Raw genomic sequence first — 17525 nt, forward strand, 5'->3', positions numbered from 1 at the left:
TCGCCCGAAGGGGCCGTGCGGGATCAGACGGCCCAGCAGCCGCAGCCGAGCGAGCCCCAGAAGGTCTGCACGTCGGCGGCGGGAACATTGGCGCCCAGCGCGGCGGCATGGTCGTGGCCGTGGACGCCGCAGCTGCTGGCGCAGCCGCAGGCAGAGGCCAGCTTCTGCTTGGCTTCGGGCGTCTGGTAATAGCCGCCGAATGTGGCGACCGGCGACCAGTCCGGCATCGGGCGCGGCAGTTCGGGGGCGAGTGGGCGATAGTCACCCTCACCATGCACGACCTTGCCGCCGAGCAGAGTCAGGATCGAGCGGATGTGGACGATCTCGTTGTCGGGGACGCTGAAGTAGTCGTCGGACAGCAGCGCAAGGTCGGCAAGCTGGCCGGCCTTGATCTGCCCCTTCTTGCCCACTTCGTTGGAGAACCACGTGTTCTCGTGCGTCCACATGCGCAGCGCCTTTTCGCGGCTGACGCGGTTGTCGCCGCGATAGAGCGAGAGGCCGCCCACGGTGCGTCCGGTGACGAGCCACGAGAGCGAGACCCACGGATTGTAGCTGGCCACGCGGGTGGCGTCGGTACCGCCGCCCACGGGGATGCCGGCTGCCAGCATCCGCGCGATCGGCGGTGTGCGTTCGGCAGCCTTGGCGCCGTAGCGTTCGACGAAGTATTCGCCCTGATAGGCCATGCGGTGTTGCACGGCGATGCCGCCGCCGAGCGCGGCGATGCGGTCGATATTGCGGTCGCTGATCGTTTCGGCATGGTCGAAGAACCAGTTGATGCCCTGAAGCGGAATATCCGCGTTCACCTTCTCGTAGACGTCGAGCGCGCGGCCGATGGTTTCGTCATAGGTCGCGTGCAGGCGCCAAGGCCAGCGATGTTCGGCCAGCAGACGGATGACCGGCTCCAGATCGCCTTCCATGCTGGGCGGCATGTCGGGGCGTTCGACGCGGAAATCCTCGAAATCGGCGGCGGAATAGACCAGCATCTCGCCCGCGCCGTTATGGCGGTAGGTGTCATCGCCTTGTCCGGGGCTGACCTGCTTCACCCAGCCGGAGAAGTCCGCCAGTTCCTCCTTCGGCTTCTGCGTGAAGAGGTTATAGCTGATGCGTACGGTCAGTTGGTCGTCGGCGTGGAGCTTTTCGATGATTTCGTAATCGTCGGGATAGTTCTGGAAACCGCCGCCGGCATCGATCACGCCGGTGACGCCCAGCGCGTTCACTTCGCGCATGAAGTGGCGGGTAGAGTTGATCTGGTACTCGGGCGGAAGTTTCGGCCCCTTGGCCAGCGTGGAATAGAGGATCGTCGCGTTTGGTTGGGCCAGCAGCAGGCCGGTGGGGTTGCCGTTCGCATCGCGCACGATCTCGCCGCCCGGCGGGTTCGGCGTATCCTTGGTATAGCCGACCACGCGCAGCGCGGCGGCGTTCAGCAGCGCACGATCGTAGAGGTGAAGGATGAACACCGGGGTATCGGGCGCAACCGCGTTCAGTTCCGCGATCGTCGGCAGGCGCTTTTCGGCGAACTGATGCTCGGTAAAACCGCCGACCACGCGGACCCATTGCGGGGCTGGGGTGTTGTCGACCTGCTTCTTCAACATGGCCATCGCCTCGGACAGGCTGGTTACGCCATCCCAGCGCAGTTCCATGTTGAAGTTCAACCCGCCACGGATGATGTGCATGTGGCTGTCGATCAGGCCGGGGATCAGGCGGCGGCCCTTGGCGTCGATCACGGCGGCGCCCGGTGCGGCGGCTTCACGCGCTTCCTGTTCGCTGCCCACGGTCAGGAACTTGCCGTCACGGATGACCACGGCTTCGGCCTGCGGATTCTCGCGGTCGAGCGTGGTCACCTTGGCATTGATGATGATCGTGTCGGTCATGGGGGCTTCCTTGGATCGGGCAGTTTGGCTGGTAAGCAGGGTGGGCAGGAGCGACGACGCGGCCGCTCCGGCAAGTGTCTGGCGGCGGGTGATCACGCCTTGGCGCCGAGGTCGGCATCGGCTTCGGGAGACGCGTCTCCCGGCAGGCGGCCAAGCACGTGCTCGCGGCAATCGGTCTGGACGAAGTGGATAACGTCCTCACCGGCGATCATCCGCTTGGCGAGGGGGACGACCTGTTCGCCCAGCAGGATGCCGAGCAGGCCGATCAGTGCGATCACCGGCGGCGCGGGAGAGCGCACGCCCAGCAATCCGTAGATGACACCGACAAGCAGGCCGGCGCCGAGCGAGAGGATATAGATTTTCATGGCCGGTCTCCTGATCGGTTCGAAGGTCAGTCGCGGGCGAAAGCCAGCAGGTCGGCGTTCAGGCGGTCCTGATGGGTCTTGGGAAAGCCGTGCGGGGCATCCGGGTAGGGGATCAGCGTGGCGTTGGGCAGGATCTGCGCCGCGCGCTTGCCGGTGGTTTCGTAGGGGACCACTTCGTCTCCGGTGCCGTGGATGACGAGTGTGGGGATGGTGATCCGCGTCATCTCCTCACGGAAGTCCGATGCCCAGAACTGTTCGACGCAGGCGTAAAGGGCGGTGATGTCGGCCGCCATGCCCTGCTGCCAGAAGGCCATGCGCCAGCCTTCGCTTTTAGGCGCGGCGCCGCCCCGGTGCATGCCGAAGAAGACATCGGGAAAATCGAGGAAGAACTGCGATCGGTTGTCGATCAGCGCCTTGCGCACACGGTCCGCCACGTCGACGGGAACGCCATCGTCATTGCCGTTCACGTTGCCCATCAGCGGGGTGACCGCGCCCAGCAGCACCATCTTGGCCACCCGGCCGGAGCCTTGCGCCGCGCCGTGGCGGGTGACGTAGCGGGTGATCTCTCCACCGCCGGTCGAATGGCCGACCAGGATGGCGTCCTTCAGGTCCAGATGTTCGACCACCGCGGCCAGATCGTCGGCATAAGTGTCCATGTCATTCCCGGTGGCGCTGGCGTCGGACCGGCCGTGGCCGCGACGGTCATGCGCGATCACGCGGAAGCCGTTGTTGGCCAGGAACTGCATCGTGCCGTCCCACGCATCCGAATTGAGCGGCCAGCCGTGCGAGAAGACGATGGGGCGGCCCTGGCCGAAATCGCGATAGAATATGCGCGTGCCGTCAGTGGTGGTGACGTAAGCCATGTTGCTGATCCTTATAGGAAAACGCGGCATCATAACGCCGCGGCGGCGTTTCGGGAATCGGGGAATTCCGCGAACTGGAAGAAGGGGGACCGGCAGCCCGGCGGGGGGGGTGAGGTGCTGCCGGTCCCGAGTTGTTCAGTGCCCGCCTTCGGAGGCTCCGAACATCGTCTTGGCGTACTTGATGCCAAGACCATATGCGCCGCCCACATCGGCAGCGATGCCGGTGGTGCTGTCGTAGGTTTCGCTCCGCGCCCAATCGCGCTGGAGTTCGAGAAGGTATTGCAGCGCGGTGATCGGCACGGCACCCAGCTGGATCATGCGCTGCACGGCCCGCTCATGCGCTTCGGTCGAGATATCGCCGCTGGCATCGGTGATGACATAAGCCTCGAAGCCCTGGTCGATCGCGGAGGCAACGGGGCCGACGATGCAGACGGAGGTCCAGAGCCCGGCGAACACGATGCGCGGCTTGGCGATGCGGTTCACCTCGGCGATCACCGCTTCGTCTTCCCAGGTGTTCATGCTGGTGCGATCGAGCAGCTTCTGGCCGGGGAACGGATCGGTCACTTCGCTGAACATCGGGCCGGAGAAGCTCTTTTCGGCCACCGTGGTCAGGATCGTGGGCACCTTGAAGGAGGCCGCGGCGCGGCTGACGAGCGCAGCATTGTTGCGCAGCAATTCGGGCGCGATCGACTTGGTGGCGAAGGCCATCTGCGACTGGTAGTCGATCAGGACAAGGGCGTGATTGTCAGGCGAAAGCAGCGAGTTGCCAGGCTTGGCGGTGGCGGTGATCGTCATCGGAAAGCTCCATTTGCTTAGCAGCACTTGCTGCGGTGACTGGAAGCTAGGCGGGTTCGCTGATTTCAAAAATCCTGATAAATCAGTCCAAATTGTTCCATTGAGTTGAAAAGATTGCCGGAGCGGCAAGGCGTGGGTGCACGAAGCCCCCGTGACCTAGCGCGTGGTCGCGCCCCGGTCTTGTACGGAAAGGACATGTCCGCATGACCGGACAATCAGGTGATGCGGCGTGCGACGGGCAAGCATGTCTGGTCCTTCGGCGCGGGAAAGCGCGGGCGGTTGCAATAGCCTGCGCTTTCCATCTGATTCGCTTCTGTAATCCTGATCCCGCAGTCACATTGCAGTCGTGAGGCGATTCGTGATGGACGCCGCGTTTACTTTGGCCGCCCTGTCATTCCTGCGGATAGTGGGATTTTCACTTCCCGTTGCGCGATCACACATCAGGCAGGTCCAGCCCGGGGGCATCCAGATCGCATTGCGCCACGAAGCGGTCGATCAGCCAGGAGGCGGCAGGCCCCGGCGGGAGGTCGCGGCGCCAGATGCCGGCAAAGCGATAAGTGCCGCCCGGGTGATCCGGCATCTGCAGATGCACCAGCGTGCCGGAAACGAGGTCCGCCTCCACCATCGGCAGCGGCATGTTGCCCCAGCCGATGCCCTGCCGCAGCAGAGCATGCTTGGCGCCCAGGTCGGCAAGGCGCCAGGTGCGCGCGCTGACCACGGAAAAGTCGCGCCCTTCGGTAAAGCGCGATCGGTCCGACAGCACCAGCTGCGTATAATTGCGTCCGGCGCCCGGCGGGATCGCGGTCATGCGGCCCAGCGGATGATCGGGCGCCGCAACGGGCACCAGCGCCACGGTTCCCGTCGCAACGCTGTCCAATCCGCCGGTGCCGGCGAACAGCGGCCCGGAAATGCCGATTACCGCACGGCCATCCAGTACCATGGCGGTGATCGCGCCCAGCGCTTCGACATGAAGGCGAAGCTGCACGGTGGGAAATTCCGTCTGGAAGGCACGCAGCACCACGCCCAATCGCTCGGCCGGGAACATGACGTCCACCGCCAGGTCCACTTCCGCCTCCAGCCCGTCCAGCAGGCCCTTCACTTTGGCGCGCAGCCCGTCGATCCCTTCGGCCACGCCGCGCGCTTCGGCCAGAACGGCGCGGCCGGCGACGGTCAGCTGCGGCTTTCGCGTGCCCTCGCGATCGAACAGCATCAACCCCAGTTGCGCCTCCAGGTTGGAAATCCCATAACTGACCACGGAGACCGCGCGGTTCAGCTTGCGCGCCGCGCCCGCGAAACTGCCGGTGTCGACCACGGCAAGGAAAATGCGAAGCTGGTCGAAGGTAGGCGTACCCGGATTGCTCACTTATCAACTCCATCGAACAATTGGGTCGATTTTATCCATCTGATCAGGAAAGATGGCAAGGGCTATATGGGTCTTCGACGAGGCGGACCGGGATTGACCGGCACCACCGCCCAGACAGGAGATTTAGGACCATGATCGAACTTCGCCCCTTCGACAGCCTCGGCGGTGCCAACCATGGCTGGCTGGACGCCAAGCACCACTTCTCGTTCGCCGGCTACCACGATCCGGCCCGCGTTCACTGGGGTAACCTGCGCGTCTGGAACGACGACATCATCGCCCCGAAGACCGGCTTTCCGCCGCACCCGCACCGCGACATGGAAATCATCACCTATGTCCGTGAAGGTGCGATCACCCACCAGGACAACCTGGGCAACAAGGGCCGGACCGAAGCCGGCGACGTTCAGGTGATGAGCGCGGGCACCGGGATCCAGCATTCGGAATACAACATGGAAGACGTGGAAACCCGCATCTTCCAGATCTGGATCATTCCCACCCGCAACGGCGAAGAGCCCAGCTGGGGGTCGCGTCCCTTCCCCAAGGGTGAGCGTTCGGGCCAGTTCGTGACGCTGGCTTCGGGTTACGAGAACGACAACGATGCCCTGCCGATCCGCACCGATGCGCGGGTGGTGGCGGCCACGCTGAAGGCCGGCGAGACTGCCGAGTATCCGCTGGGCAAGGACCGCAAGGGCTACCTCGTTCCCGCCACCGGCGCGGTGCAGATCGACGACGTGCGGGTCAACGCCCGTGACGGCGCCGCGATCAGCGACCTGGACGTGCTGCGGGTGACCGCGATCGAGGACAGCGAGATCGTTCTCGTCGACGCAGCCTGATAACAAAAGCCTGATAACAAAGGGGCGGGTGCCCAGCGGTGCCCGCCCTTCCTTTTTTGGAGAGCCAGCCATGACGGTGCAATCTTCCGATGTCGAAGGCGTAGACCTCGTCATCCTCCCCTCGGTCCGCGATCTTGGCGATGGCTTCAAGGTCCGCCGCGCGCTTCCCGTCGCGCAGCGCCGCATGGTCGGCCCTTTCATCTTCTTCGACCAGATGGGCGAGGCGGTGTTCAAGTCGGGCGAAGGCCTGGACGTTCGTCCGCACCCGCACATCGGTCTTTCCACCCTGACCTACCTGATCGACGGTGAGATCCTGCACCGGGATTCGCTGGGTTCGGTCCAGCCGATCCGCCCCGGTGAGGTGAACTGGATGACCGCCGGCAGCGGCATCGTCCATTCCGAGCGCACCTCCCCGGAAATCCGCGCCACCGGCGGCAAGCTGTTCGGCCTGCAGACCTGGGTGGCGCTGCCGAAGGAGTCCGAGGAGATCGACGCCAGTTTCGCCCACCACAAGGCGGACGAGATGCCCGTCAGCGAAGACGCCGGCACGCGCTTCACGCTGATCGCGGGCACTTCGGACGGCATGACGTCGCCGCTGAAGACCTATTCGGACATGATCTATGCCGATATCGTGATGCTGGACGGCGCGCGTTATCAGCTTCGTGCCGAGCATGTCGAGCGCGCGATCTACGTCGTCAGCGGCGCGGTCGAAGTCGTGGGGCAGAGCGGCACGTTCGGGGAAGGCGAACTGGTTGTCTTCCAGCCGGGTGCCGAACTGGTGCTGCGGGCCAAGGGGCCTACTCGCCTGATGCTGCTGGGCGGCGAGCCGCTGCCAGAAGAGCGCCATATTTTCTGGAACTTCGTCTCCTCCTCGAAGGATCGTCTGGAACAGGCGAAGGAAGACTGGAAGGCCCAGCGCTTCGGCACCGTGCCGAACGAGCCCGACTTCATTCCGCTCCCCGCCTGAGAGTTTCGATCATGACGCAAGCTACCGCCACCATCGGCCAGACCCCCTGGCGCACTGAAATCGTGGTCAATGGCCACGCCATCACTGCCGACGAACCGGCTTCACTCGGCGGGCAGGGGGTAGGGCCTGCGCCTTACGACCTGCTGCTCGCCAGCCTGGGGGCCTGCACCGCGATCACGCTGAAGATGTATGCCGCGCGCAAGGGTTGGGAATTCGGCGACCTTACCGTCGACCTTGCGCTGAAGGGTGGGAAGGGCGATCTGCAGATTGCCCGCACGCTGACCATCACCGGGCTGGATGACGAGCAGAAGGCCCGCCTTGCCGACATTGCCGAGCGTACGCCGGTGACGCTGACCTTGAAGAACGGATTGCCGATCGAGACACGGTTGGCTTGAACCGACAGGCCTGATTGCTCCTGATTATCGAATGACATCCAACTCTCCGTCACCCCCGCGAAGGCGGGGATCCCGCTTCCTTCCTGCAACGTCGCACGTCCCGCCGCGTTGGAGAAAGAAAGCGGGGCCCCCGCCTCCGCGGGGGCGACGGCAGGTTTTTCAAGTGGGGGAAGAGGTGGAACGGGAGCGACCGGCGCAGGCGCGCGCGGACGTAAGTTGCATCACCGTTTTCCCGCAGAAACCGCTTGGAACCGGCCGCCAAATCGCTCAGGGTCCGCCGATGGCCGCGCCTCTTCAGGGACGTGCGCGGCGCCAAGGAGCATAAGACGGGTCCATGCATATCGCTTCATCCCAGCCGGGTGAGAGTGCCAAGCCGAAACGCTGGTACGGCCATCTCTATTTTCAGGTCCTCGTCGCCATCGCGCTGGGGGTGGCGATCGGATATTTCCGGCCGGACACGGGCGAAGCGCTGAAGCCGCTGGGCGATGCCTTCATCAAGCTGGTGAAGATGGTGATCGCTCCGGTCATCTTCCTGACCATCACCACCGGCATCGCTTCGATGCGCGATCTGAAGTCGGTGGGGCGCGTGGCCGCCAAGGCTTTCGCCTATTTCCTGTTCTTCTCCAGCCTGGCGCTGGTGGTCGGCCTGATCGTTGCCAACGTGGTGCAGCCAGGGCACGGGCTGAACATCGATCCCTCCACGCTCGATGGCTCCAAGGTCGCGCTCTATTCGGAGAAGGCGCATGAGACTTCGCTCACCGGCTTCCTGATGGCGATGATTCCGGAGACGTTCCTGTCTTCCATGACAGAGGGGAACATCCTGCAGGTGCTGGTCGTCGCGATCCTGTTCGGCATTGCGCTGGCCATGCTGGGGGACCGCGGCGCGCCGGCACTTTCCCTGCTGGAAACGATCTCGCTCGTCTTCTTCAAGCTGGTGTCCATCGTCATGAAAGCCGCGCCGATCGGCGCGTTCGGGGCGATGGCCTTCACCGTGGGCAAATATGGCGTCGAAAGCCTTGCCAACCTGGCGGGGCTGGTGGCGACGTTCTACTTTACATCCGCGCTGTTCGTTTTCGTGGTGCTGGGCACGGCGGCGCGGCTGGCGGGCTTCTCGATCTTCGCGCTGGTCGCCTATCTCAAGACCGAACTGTTGCTGGTGTTGGGCACGTCGTCCTCCGAAAGCGCGCTGCCGCTGCTGATGGAGAAGATGGAGCGTGCCGGCTGCCCGCGCCCGGTCGTCGGCCTTGTCGTGCCCACCGGCTACAGCTTCAATCTGGACGGCACCAATATCTACATGACCTTGGCGGCGCTGTTCATCGCGCAGGCCTGCAACGTCCATCTCTCGCTGGGTGAGCAACTGCTGCTGCTGGGTGTCGCCATGCTCTCGTCCAAGGGCGCGGCGGGGGTTACCGGCGCGGGCTTCATCACGCTGGCCGCCACGCTTTCCATCGTGCCCTCCGTGCCGGTGGCGGGCATGGCGCTGATCCTGGGCGTGGACCGCTTCATGTCCGAATGCCGCAGCCTGACGAACTTCATCGGCAATGCCGTGGCGACGGTGATCGTCTCGCGCTGGGAAAGGGCCATCGACATGGACCAGTTCCGCGCCGTGATCGGCAATCGGGCATCGGCGGATGGCGCTGGCGTGCAGTCTGTGCAACTGGCGGCGCCGGAGTAACCACTGGTGCAGTAATTGCATTCGTAGCGGCGTGACACGGCATCGCGCGCGGTCTATCGACCTCTCGCGAGCTCGTGCCGGATCCCCCGTGGGCCACTCGCCGCTGCCTTTTCCGGGCAGGGCAGCCCACTTCGGCCGGGCCTTCCGAAGTCTGAAGAAAGGTCGCCGATGTCTCCCACCCGTCACGCCGCCGCGCGCGCGTTGCTCTCCGATCCGCTGACCAACAAGGGCACGGCCTTCACGGAGGAAGAGCGCGATCGCTTCGGCCTGCACGGGCTGCTGCCACCCCACGTCGGCACGCTGGAAAGCCAGATCGAGCGGCGCCGCAATGCGCTGGAGGACAAGGAAAGCGACTTTCAGCGCTACGCCTTCCTGCGCGAGCTTCAGGATTCCAACGAAGTGCTGTTCCATGCGCTGGTGCAGAGCGACCTGCCGCGCATGTTGCCGCTGGTCTACACGCCGACCGTGGGCGAAGGGTGCGAACGCTTCAGCGAGATCTATCGCCGCCCGCGCGGCCTGTTCCTCAGTTATCCCAACCGCAACCGCATCGCCGACATTCTGGCCGACCCCGCCTATGACCGGGTGAAGGTGATCGTCGTCAGCGATGGCGAGCGCATTCTGGGCCTGGGCGACCAGGGCGCCGGCGGCATGGGCATCCCGATCGGCAAGCTGGCGCTCTACACCGCCTGCGCGGGCATTCATCCGGCCGAAGTGCTGCCGATCCTGCTCGATCTCGGCACCGACAATCATGCCCGCCGCGAAGACCCGCTCTACATCGGCTATCGCGCGCCCCGCGTGCGCGGCAAGGACTACGACGATTTCGTCGAGGCATTCGTCTCGGCAGTGAACGATCGCTTCCCCGGCGTGCTGCTGCAGTGGGAAGATTTCGCCGGCAAGAACGCCTACGACCTGCTCGTGCGCTACCGCGACCGCCTGCTGAGCTTCAATGACGACATTCAGGGCACCGCCGCCACCGCCGTGGGCACGCTGCTTTCCGCCATTCGCAAGACCGGCGTGCCGATCACCGAGCAGCGCGTCGTGCTGTTCGGCGCGGGCGCTGCGGGCAGCGGCGTGGCCGAGATGCTGGTGCAGGCCATGCAGATCGAGGGGCTGAGCGAGGCCGATGCCCGCGCGAAGATCTGGGCCGTGGACCGCGACGGCCTGATCCTTTCCGACATTCCGCGCCTGCCGCCGCAGCAGGTGAAGCTGGCGCACGATCCGGCCGAGATCGCCGGTTGGAACCTTTCCGGCTCCAACATGATCTCGCTCCAGGACACGATCGCCAACGTGAAGCCGACCGTACTGATCGGCACGTCCGGCCAGAAGTCCGCGTTTGACGAGCGTGCGATCCGCATCATGGCGCAGCATGTGGAGCGGCCGGTGGTCTTCCCGCTCTCCAACCCGCTCTCGCGCGCCGAAGCGCATCCGGCGGACATTCTGGAGTGGACGGACAACAAGGCCATCGTCGGCACCGGCAGCCCGTTCGGCATTCCGGGCGTGACGCAGGTCAACAACGTCTACGTCTTCCCCGGCATCGGCCAGGGTGCGCTGGCGAGCGGGGCCACCACCGTCAGCGACGGCATGTTCATGGCCGCCGCCCGCCGCCTTGGCGAACTGCATGAGGGCGACGAGGGGCTGCTGCCGCCGGTCACTGCGCTGCGTGAAGTGGCGCTGGAAATCGCCGTCGCCGTGGCCGAGCAGGCCGCCGTCGAGGGGCTTGCCACCGCCGAACCCGAAGCGCTGACCCGCGAAAGCATCGCGGCCAGCATGTGGAAGGCGGAGTACGCCTGACATGGCCGGGGCGGCGGATATCGTGCGGGTCGGCCTGATCGGTCACGGCTATGCCGGGGCGACTTTTCACGCGCCGCTGATTTCTGCGGTGCCGGGGCTTTCGCTCGATGCCGTCGCCACATCGCGTCCGGAGCCGATTGCGGAGCGATTTCCGCAGGCGAAAGTTTTCGATGATCCGGACGCGCTGCTGCACGATCCGGGCATCGACCTTGTGGTTATCGCCACGCCCAATGACACCCATTTTCCGCTGGCGGCCGCGGCGTTGCGGGCAGGCAAGCATGTCGTCGTCGACAAGCCTTTCACCCTGGACCTTGCCGAAGCGCGCGCGCTTCTGGCGCTGGAAAAGGAAACGGGCCGCAACCTGACGGTGTTCCACAACCGCCGCTGGGACAGCGACTTCGCCACCGTGCGCAAGGCCATCGACGAGGGGCTGGTGGGCGTGCCCGCGCACCTTGAAATCCACTTCGATCGCTTCCGCCCGCAAGTCCGCGACCGCTGGCGCGAGAATGCCGGGCCTGGCGCAGGCGTGTGGTTCGACCTTGGCCCGCACCTGACCGATCACGCCCTTCTGCTGATGGGCCTGCCGGACCGGGTGACCGCCTCGCTCGCGCTCCAGCGCGATGGCGCGCGCAGCGATGACTGGGCGCATGTCGTGCTGGAATTCGGCGGCCGGCGCGCGATCCTGCATGCCTCGATGCTGGTTTCGGGCGGCGTCCCGCGCTTCATCGTCCACGGTACGGCCGGCAGCGCGGTGAAGCAGGGCATGGATGTGCAGGAGAGCCAGCTTTTCTCCGGCATGACTCCCGGCGCGGCGGGCTGGGGCGAGGATTTGGATCCGTTGGTGCTGCATAAGGCCGATGGCGCACCGCGCAGCATTCCTGCCGAACGCGGCGATCAGCGCGAGTTCTATCGTCTTGTCGGTGAGGCGGCGCGTAGCAGCGCGGCGAATCCGGTGCCGCCGATCCAGTCGCTTGCCGTGATGGCGGTGATCGAGGCGGCGCAGCAATCGGCTGCGGAAGGGCGCTCGGTGGAACTGCCGCTGAGCGACGCTGAACGCGCGGAGTGGCTCGCAAGTTTTTGAGAAGGGATGCTGGGGGATGATCCCCCAGACCCGCAGAATGTCTGCATTGCGCCTCGCCTCTCCGCCGCGCGCGCACTGCGACTTTGAATGGTCTTCGGCCGATAAGGGCGACCGCAGCGTCCGACCGCTCCGAAGTTGAGCCCCCTAGAAGCCTAAAATCACCTCGTCGCCCCCGCGAAGGCGGGGGCCCCGCTTGTTCTTTCGCCCCTACCGCAAGGCCGCGAAGATAAGCGGGGTCCCCGCCTGCGCGGGGACGACGAGGTTTTGTGATCTAACCGTCAGTCTGTCCGGAAGACGATCAGAGGATCCCCGGCAGATCCAGCCCCTTCTCCCGCGCACAATCGAGCGCGATCTCATACCCGGCATCGGCATGGCGCATCACGCCGGTCGCCGGGTCGTTCCACAACACGCGCTCCAGCCGCTTGGCCGCCGCCTCGGTGCCGTCGGCGACGATCACCATGCCCGAATGCTGCGAATAGCCCATGCCGACGCCGCCACCGTGGTGCAGCGAAACCCAGGTCGCGCCGCTGGCGGTGTTGAGCAGGGCATTGAGCAGCGGCCAGTCCGAAACCGCGTCCGAACCGTCGCGCATGGCTTCCGTCTCGCGGTTGGGCGAGGCGACCGAGCCACTGTCGAGGTGATCGCGGCCGATCACGACCGGGGCCTTCAGTTCACCCTTCGCCACCATCTCGTTGAAGGCAAGGCCAAGCCGGTGGCGGTCACCCAGGCCGACCCAGCAGATGCGCGCGGGCAGGCCCTGGAACTGGATCTTCTCGCGCGCCATGTCGAGCCAGTTGTGCAGGTGTGCGTGGTCCGGCAGCAGTTCCTTCACCTTGGCATCGGTCTTGTAGATATCCTCGGGATCGCCCGAGAGCGCGGCCCAGCGGAACGGGCCAATGCCGCGGCAGAACAGCGGGCGGATATAGGCGGGCACGAAGCCGGGGAAGTCGAATGCGTTCTCCACGCCTTCGTTCTTCGCCATCTGGCGGATGTTGTTGCCATAGTCGGTGGTGGGCACGCCCGCTGCCTGGAAGTCCAGCATGGCCTGAACGTGGACCGCCATGGAAGCCTTGGCTGCCTTGGCAACCGCTTCGGGCTCCCGCTCACGCTTTTCGATCCATTCGGCGACGGTCCAGCCAGCGGGCAGGTAGCCGTTGACGGGATCGTGGGCGGAGGTCTGGTCAGTCAGCAGATCCGGGCGGATGCCGCGCGCGAACATCTCGGGCAGCAGTTCCGCCGCATTGCCGAGCAGGCCGACGGAGACGGGCTTCTTTTCGGCGTTCGCCTTTTCGATGATCGCCATGGCTTCTTCGATGGTGCTGGCCGCAACGTCGAGATAGCCGGTGCGCAGGCGCATTTCGATACGGCTGGGCTGGCACTCGATGGCAAGGCACGATGCGCCGGCCATCACCGCCGCCAGCGGCTGCGCGCCGCCCATGCCGCCAAGGCCGGCGGTCAGCAGCCACTTGCCCGAAAGGTCGCCGTTGTAGTGCTGGCGGCCCATCTCCACGAACGTCTCGTACGTGCCCTGAACGATGCCTTGCGTGCCGATGTAGATCCACGAACCGGCGGTCATCTGGCCGTACATGGCAAGGCCGCGCTTATCGAGTTCGTTGAAGTGCTCCCAATTCGCCCATTCCGGCACGAGGTTGGAATTGGCGATCAGCACGCGCGGCGCATCGGCATGGGTGCGGAACACGCCGACCGGCTTGCCGGACTGGACCAGCAGAGTCTCGTCGTCATTCAGGCGGCGCAGGGTTTCCACGATTTTGTCGTAGCTTTCCCAGTCGCGCGCGGCGCGGCCGATGCCGCCGTAGACCACCAGTTCCTCGGGCCGCTCGGCCACGTCGGGGTGAAGGTTGTTCATCAGCATCCGCAGCGGGGCTTCGGTAAGCCAGGACTTGGCCGTGAGTTCGGTGCCGGTCGCAGGCTTGATGACGCGGCTGTTGTCGAGGCGGGTCATAAGATTTCCTTGATTCAGGTGCGGGCGAAGGCGATTGCGGCCTTCAGCACGTATTGCAGGATCGGGGTGAGGGCGGCGGCGCGGGCTGCCGAGAAGGGGACGGGCCAGTTGCCTTCGCTCGGCACTTCCGGCTCGTCCATGTAGCCGCGAATGGCGAGTTCCATCTGGATCGCGTGGACGCCGATTTCGGGTTTGCCGTAGTGGCGCGTGGTCCAGCCACCCCGGAAACGGCCGTCGAGGACGAAACTCAGCCCACTCGTGGCGCAGACTTCGATGACAGCTGCGGAAAGCGCCGGGTCGCAAGTCTGACCAAGGTTCGTACCAATGTTGAACTGCGGCAGTTCGCCATCGAATAGGCGCGGCACATGGCTGCGGATCGAGTGGGCGTCGTAGACCACAACCTTGCCGTGAATGGCGCGCAGCCGCTCGATCTCGGCCGTGAGTGCGGCGTGGTAGGGATCGAACCAGAGTGAGCGGCGGCGGGCGATCTCGGCTTCGTCAGGGCCTTCGCTCCTGTAGAGCGGCTCACCGTCGAACGTGGTCGTCGGGCACAATTCCGTTGTCGCCTGCCCGGGATAGAGCGAGGCGCCCGAGGGATCCCGGTTGAGGTCGATCACGCTGCGCGAGACGCGCGCCGCAATCGTCGTCGCGCCAAGATCGCGGGCGAAGGCGTAGAGATCGTCCACCCACCAGTCCGCATCGCGCCGGGCAAGCCATTCGGAACGGAACGCCGGCGCAACATCGGCCAGATCGGTGCCGACATGCGGAAAGGCGACGACCAGCGGCGCCTCCCCGCGATGGAGGGTGAAGCTCACGCCGTCACTCATCAGGCGATGCCGGGCAGCAGATCGCCGCCGATGTCCACCAGCGCGCCGGAGCGGATCAGCACGTTCGCGGCTTCCATGTCGGGGTGGAAGTGGCGGTCTTCCTCCAGCGTCGGCACCTCTGCGCGCAGGCATTCGCGGGCCTTTTCCAACGCCTTGCTGGATGCGAGCGGGGCGTGGAAGTCGATGCCTTGCACGGCGGCCAACAGTTCGATGCCCAGTACCGCGCTGGCATTCTCCACCATGCCGACAAGGCGGCGGGCGCCGTGGGCGGCCATCGAAACGTGGTCTTCCTGATTGGCGGAAGTCGGGATCGAATCGACCGAGGCCGGATAGGCCTTCTGCTTGTTTTCGGAGACCAGCGCGGCGGCGGTCACCTGGGGGATCATGAAGCCGGAATTGAGGCCGGGGCGCGGCGTCAGGAACGCAGGCAGGCCGGAAAGCGCCGGGTCCACCAACATCGCCACGCGGCGTTCGGAGATCGAGCCGATCTCGCACACGGCCAGCGCGATCATGTCGGCGGCGAAGGCGACCGGTTCGGCATGGAAGTTGCCGCCGGAAAGGGCTTCGTCCGCTTCCGGGAAAATCAGCGGGTTGTCGGAAACGCCGTTGGCCTCGATCTCCAGCGTGGTCGCGGCCTGGCGCAGCACGTCGAGCGCGGCGCCCATGACCTGGGGCTGGCAGCGCAGGCAATAGGGATCCTGCACGCGGGCGTCGTTTTCCAGATGGCTGGCACGGATCGCGGAGCCGTCCATCAGTGCGCGCAGGGCGTCGGCAACCTCGATCTGGCCGGGATGGCGGCGCAGCGCGTGGATGCGGCGATCGAACGGGGTGTCGGAACCCTTGGCCGCCTCTGTCGAGAGCGCACCGGTGACGAGTGCCGACTGGAACAGGCGCTCTGCCTCGAACAGCCCGGCCAAAGCATTCGCGGTCGAGAACTGGGTGCCGTTGAGGAGGGCCAAGCCTTCCTTGGCGCCGAGTTCGACTGGCGCGAGGCCGGCTTCAGCCAGTGCTTCGGCGGCGGGCAGGCGCTTGTCATCGACGAAGATTTCGCCCACGCCGATCATCGTCGCGGCCATGTGCGACAGCGGGGCAAGGTCGCCGCTGGCACCGACCGACCCTTGCGAGGGCACTACCGGCGTCAGGCCCTTGGCCAGCATCGCTTCCAGCAGCTCCACCGTCTCGACCCGCACGCCCGAGGCGCCTTGGGCAAGACTGGCAAGCTTCAGCGCCATCATCAGGCGGATTACCGAAACGGGCGAAGGCTCACCGGTGCCGGCGGCGTGGCTCAGCACGATATTGCGCTGGAGCGTGGCAAGATCCTCATCACCGATGCGCACGCTGGCCAGCTTTCCGAAGCCGGTGTTGATGCCATAGACCGGCTGGCCCTTGGCCAGAATGCGGGCGACGGCGGCGGCGCTTTCGGCGATCACCGGCATGCACTTGGAATCGAGCTTCACGCCGGCGCCGCGATAGATCGCGCGCCAATCCCTGAGGCTCACCGTGCCGGGGGTTAGCAGCACTTCGTTCATTGACCACTCCAGATGCGGGCATGGAGCGGGTTCAGCCCCATGCGATAGACAAGTTCGGACGGATGTTCGACATCCCAGATCGCCAGATCGCAGCGCTTGCCGGCCTCCAGCGTGCCCCGGTCCGTGAAACCGAGCGCGCGGGCGGCATGGCCGGTCACGCCGAGCAGGCATTCATCGACGGTGAGGCGGAACAGCGTTGCGCCCATGTTCATGGTCAGCAGCAGCGAAGTGAGCGGCGAGGTGCCGGGATTGCAGTCAGTCGCCAGCGCGATCGGCACGCCGGCGGCGCGCAGGCCCGCGATCGGTGGCAGCACGGTTTCGCGCGTGAAGTAATAGGCGCCGGGCAGCAGCGTGGCGACCGTGCCGGATGACGCCATGGCGGCAATCCCGGCCTCGTCCAGATGTTCGAGGTGATCGGCCGAAAGCGCGCCGAACCGGGCGGCCAGTGCCGCGCCGTGGAGGTTGGAAAGCTGCTCCGCGTGGAGCTTTACCGGCAAGCCGTGCGCGCGGGTGGCGGCGAACAGGCGCTCGGTTTGCTGCGCGGAAAAACCGATGCCTTCGCAGAAGGCGTCCACCGCATCGGCAAGGCCTTCGCGTGCGACTTCGGGCAGCATCACCTCGCAGACGTGATCGATGTAGCCATCGGCATCGCCGGCGAATTCGGGCGGCAGGGCATGGGCGCCAAGGAAGGTGGTGGCGATGGAAACGGGGCGCTCGCTGCCCAGCCTGCGCGCGGCGCGCAGCATCCGGAGTTCGCTGGCAAGGTCGAGGCCATAGCCGGACTTCACTTCCACCGTGGTCGCGCCTTCGGCCAGCAGCGCGTCCAAGCGGGGCAGCGCGCTGGCGACAAGGTCGTCCTCGCTGGCGGCGCGCGTGGCGGTCATGGTGGAGACGATGCCGCCACCGGCGCGGGCGATCTCTTCGTAACTGGCGCCGGCCAGCCGCAGTTCGAATTCGCGCGCGCGGTTGCCGGCATGGATCAGATGGGTGTGGCAATCGACAAGGCCCGGAGTGATCCAGCGGCCTTCGCAATCGGTGACGACGCGGCCCTGCAATGCGGGCGCATCGGCCTGGGGCCCGGCGTAGACGATCTTCCCGTCCGTCGCCGCGATCATGCCGTGCTCGATCACGCCAAGGCCGTCCGCTTCCGGGGCCATCGTGGCGAGGCGGGCGTTGGTCCAGATCGTATCGCAGCGCATGGCGGGTCAGT

At 65.7% G+C, this 17525-nt stretch carries 15 protein-coding genes; 6 read left to right on the forward strand and 9 right to left on the reverse strand.

Going from position 1 to position 17525, the window contains the following annotated elements; all coding sequences use genetic code 11:
- Positions 1 to 23: 23 nt before the first annotated feature.
- The 5 genes from WBP06_RS05110 to WBP06_RS05130 form a co-directional block, all read right to left on the reverse strand.
- The gene (locus WBP06_RS05110; protein ID WP_395332509.1) at positions 24 to 1871 is read right to left on the reverse strand and encodes an amidohydrolase; all 1848 of its coding nucleotides are present in this window, start codon (positions 1869 to 1871) and stop codon (positions 24 to 26) included.
- Between the two features lie 92 nt (positions 1872 to 1963).
- Positions 1964 to 2236 carry a DUF1427 family protein gene (locus WBP06_RS05115; RefSeq protein WP_395332511.1) on the reverse strand — a complete coding sequence of 91 codons (273 nt, stop codon included), beginning with the start codon at positions 2234 to 2236 and terminating at the stop codon, positions 1964 to 1966.
- Positions 2237 to 2262: 26 nt separating this feature from the next.
- Positions 2263 to 3099, reverse strand: coding sequence for an alpha/beta fold hydrolase (locus WBP06_RS05120; protein WP_395332513.1), 837 nt, complete (start codon positions 3097 to 3099; stop codon positions 2263 to 2265).
- Between the two features lie 135 nt (positions 3100 to 3234).
- Complete coding sequence (locus WBP06_RS05125; RefSeq protein WP_395332515.1) at positions 3235 to 3894, reverse strand: hydrolase; 660 nt, start codon at positions 3892 to 3894, stop codon at positions 3235 to 3237.
- Between the two features lie 433 nt (positions 3895 to 4327).
- Positions 4328 to 5257 (reverse strand): LysR family transcriptional regulator, encoded by a 930-nt coding sequence (locus WBP06_RS05130; protein WP_395332517.1) that lies wholly within the window; start codon positions 5255 to 5257, stop codon positions 4328 to 4330.
- Between the two features lie 131 nt (positions 5258 to 5388).
- On the opposite strand from WBP06_RS05130, the gene WBP06_RS05135 reads away from it, so the two are divergent.
- The 6 genes from WBP06_RS05135 (at position 5389) to WBP06_RS05160 (ending at position 11996) form a co-directional block, all read left to right on the forward strand.
- Positions 5389 to 6087 carry a pirin family protein gene (locus tag WBP06_RS05135; protein ID WP_395332519.1) on the forward strand — a complete coding sequence of 233 codons (699 nt, stop codon included), beginning with the start codon at positions 5389 to 5391 and terminating at the stop codon, positions 6085 to 6087.
- Positions 6088 to 6157: 70 nt separating this feature from the next.
- Positions 6158 to 7054 (forward strand): pirin family protein, encoded by an 897-nt coding sequence (locus WBP06_RS05140; RefSeq protein ID WP_395332521.1) that lies wholly within the window; start codon positions 6158 to 6160, stop codon positions 7052 to 7054.
- Between the two features lie 11 nt (positions 7055 to 7065).
- Positions 7066 to 7449 carry an OsmC family protein gene (locus WBP06_RS05145; RefSeq protein WP_395332523.1) on the forward strand — a complete coding sequence of 128 codons (384 nt, stop codon included), beginning with the start codon at positions 7066 to 7068 and terminating at the stop codon, positions 7447 to 7449.
- A gap of 334 nt (positions 7450 to 7783) precedes the next feature.
- Positions 7784 to 9124: a dicarboxylate/amino acid:cation symporter gene (locus WBP06_RS05150; protein WP_395332525.1), complete on the forward strand. Its 1341-nt coding sequence runs from the start codon at positions 7784 to 7786 to the stop codon at positions 9122 to 9124.
- 168 nt (positions 9125 to 9292) lie between these two features.
- The gene (locus WBP06_RS05155; protein WP_395332527.1) at positions 9293 to 10915 is read left to right on the forward strand and encodes an NAD-dependent malic enzyme; all 1623 of its coding nucleotides are present in this window, start codon (positions 9293 to 9295) and stop codon (positions 10913 to 10915) included.
- A gap of 1 nt (position 10916) precedes the next feature.
- Entirely contained in the window at positions 10917 to 11996 is a 1080-nt protein-coding gene (locus WBP06_RS05160; protein ID WP_395332529.1) for an oxidoreductase, read from the forward strand.
- 298 nt (positions 11997 to 12294) lie between these two features.
- Here the strand turns inward: WBP06_RS05160 and hutU are convergent, their stop codons facing one another.
- Genes hutU through hutI form a run of 4 tightly spaced genes read right to left on the reverse strand, consistent with a single transcriptional unit; the run spans position 12295 to position 17514 of the window.
- The gene (gene hutU / locus WBP06_RS05165) at positions 12295 to 13959 is read right to left on the reverse strand and encodes a urocanate hydratase (protein ID WP_395332531.1); all 1665 of its coding nucleotides are present in this window, start codon (positions 13957 to 13959) and stop codon (positions 12295 to 12297) included.
- 14 nt (positions 13960 to 13973) lie between these two features.
- Positions 13974 to 14786: an N-formylglutamate deformylase gene (gene hutG, locus WBP06_RS05170; protein ID WP_395332533.1), complete on the reverse strand. Its 813-nt coding sequence runs from the start codon at positions 14784 to 14786 to the stop codon at positions 13974 to 13976.
- Entirely contained in the window at positions 14786 to 16315 is a 1530-nt protein-coding gene (hutH, locus tag WBP06_RS05175; protein WP_395332535.1) for a histidine ammonia-lyase, read from the reverse strand. Before hutH ends, hutG begins: the two co-directional genes overlap by 1 nt.
- Positions 16312 to 17514, reverse strand: coding sequence for an imidazolonepropionase (gene hutI / locus WBP06_RS05180; RefSeq protein WP_395332537.1), 1203 nt, complete (start codon positions 17512 to 17514; stop codon positions 16312 to 16314). The genes hutH and hutI overlap by 4 nt, the downstream gene beginning before the upstream one ends.
- Positions 17515 to 17525: the final 11 nt, after the last annotated feature.

This window comes from Novosphingobium mississippiense, from assembly GCF_044029535.1.
Taxonomy (GTDB): Bacteria; Pseudomonadota; Alphaproteobacteria; order Sphingomonadales; family Sphingomonadaceae; genus Novosphingobium.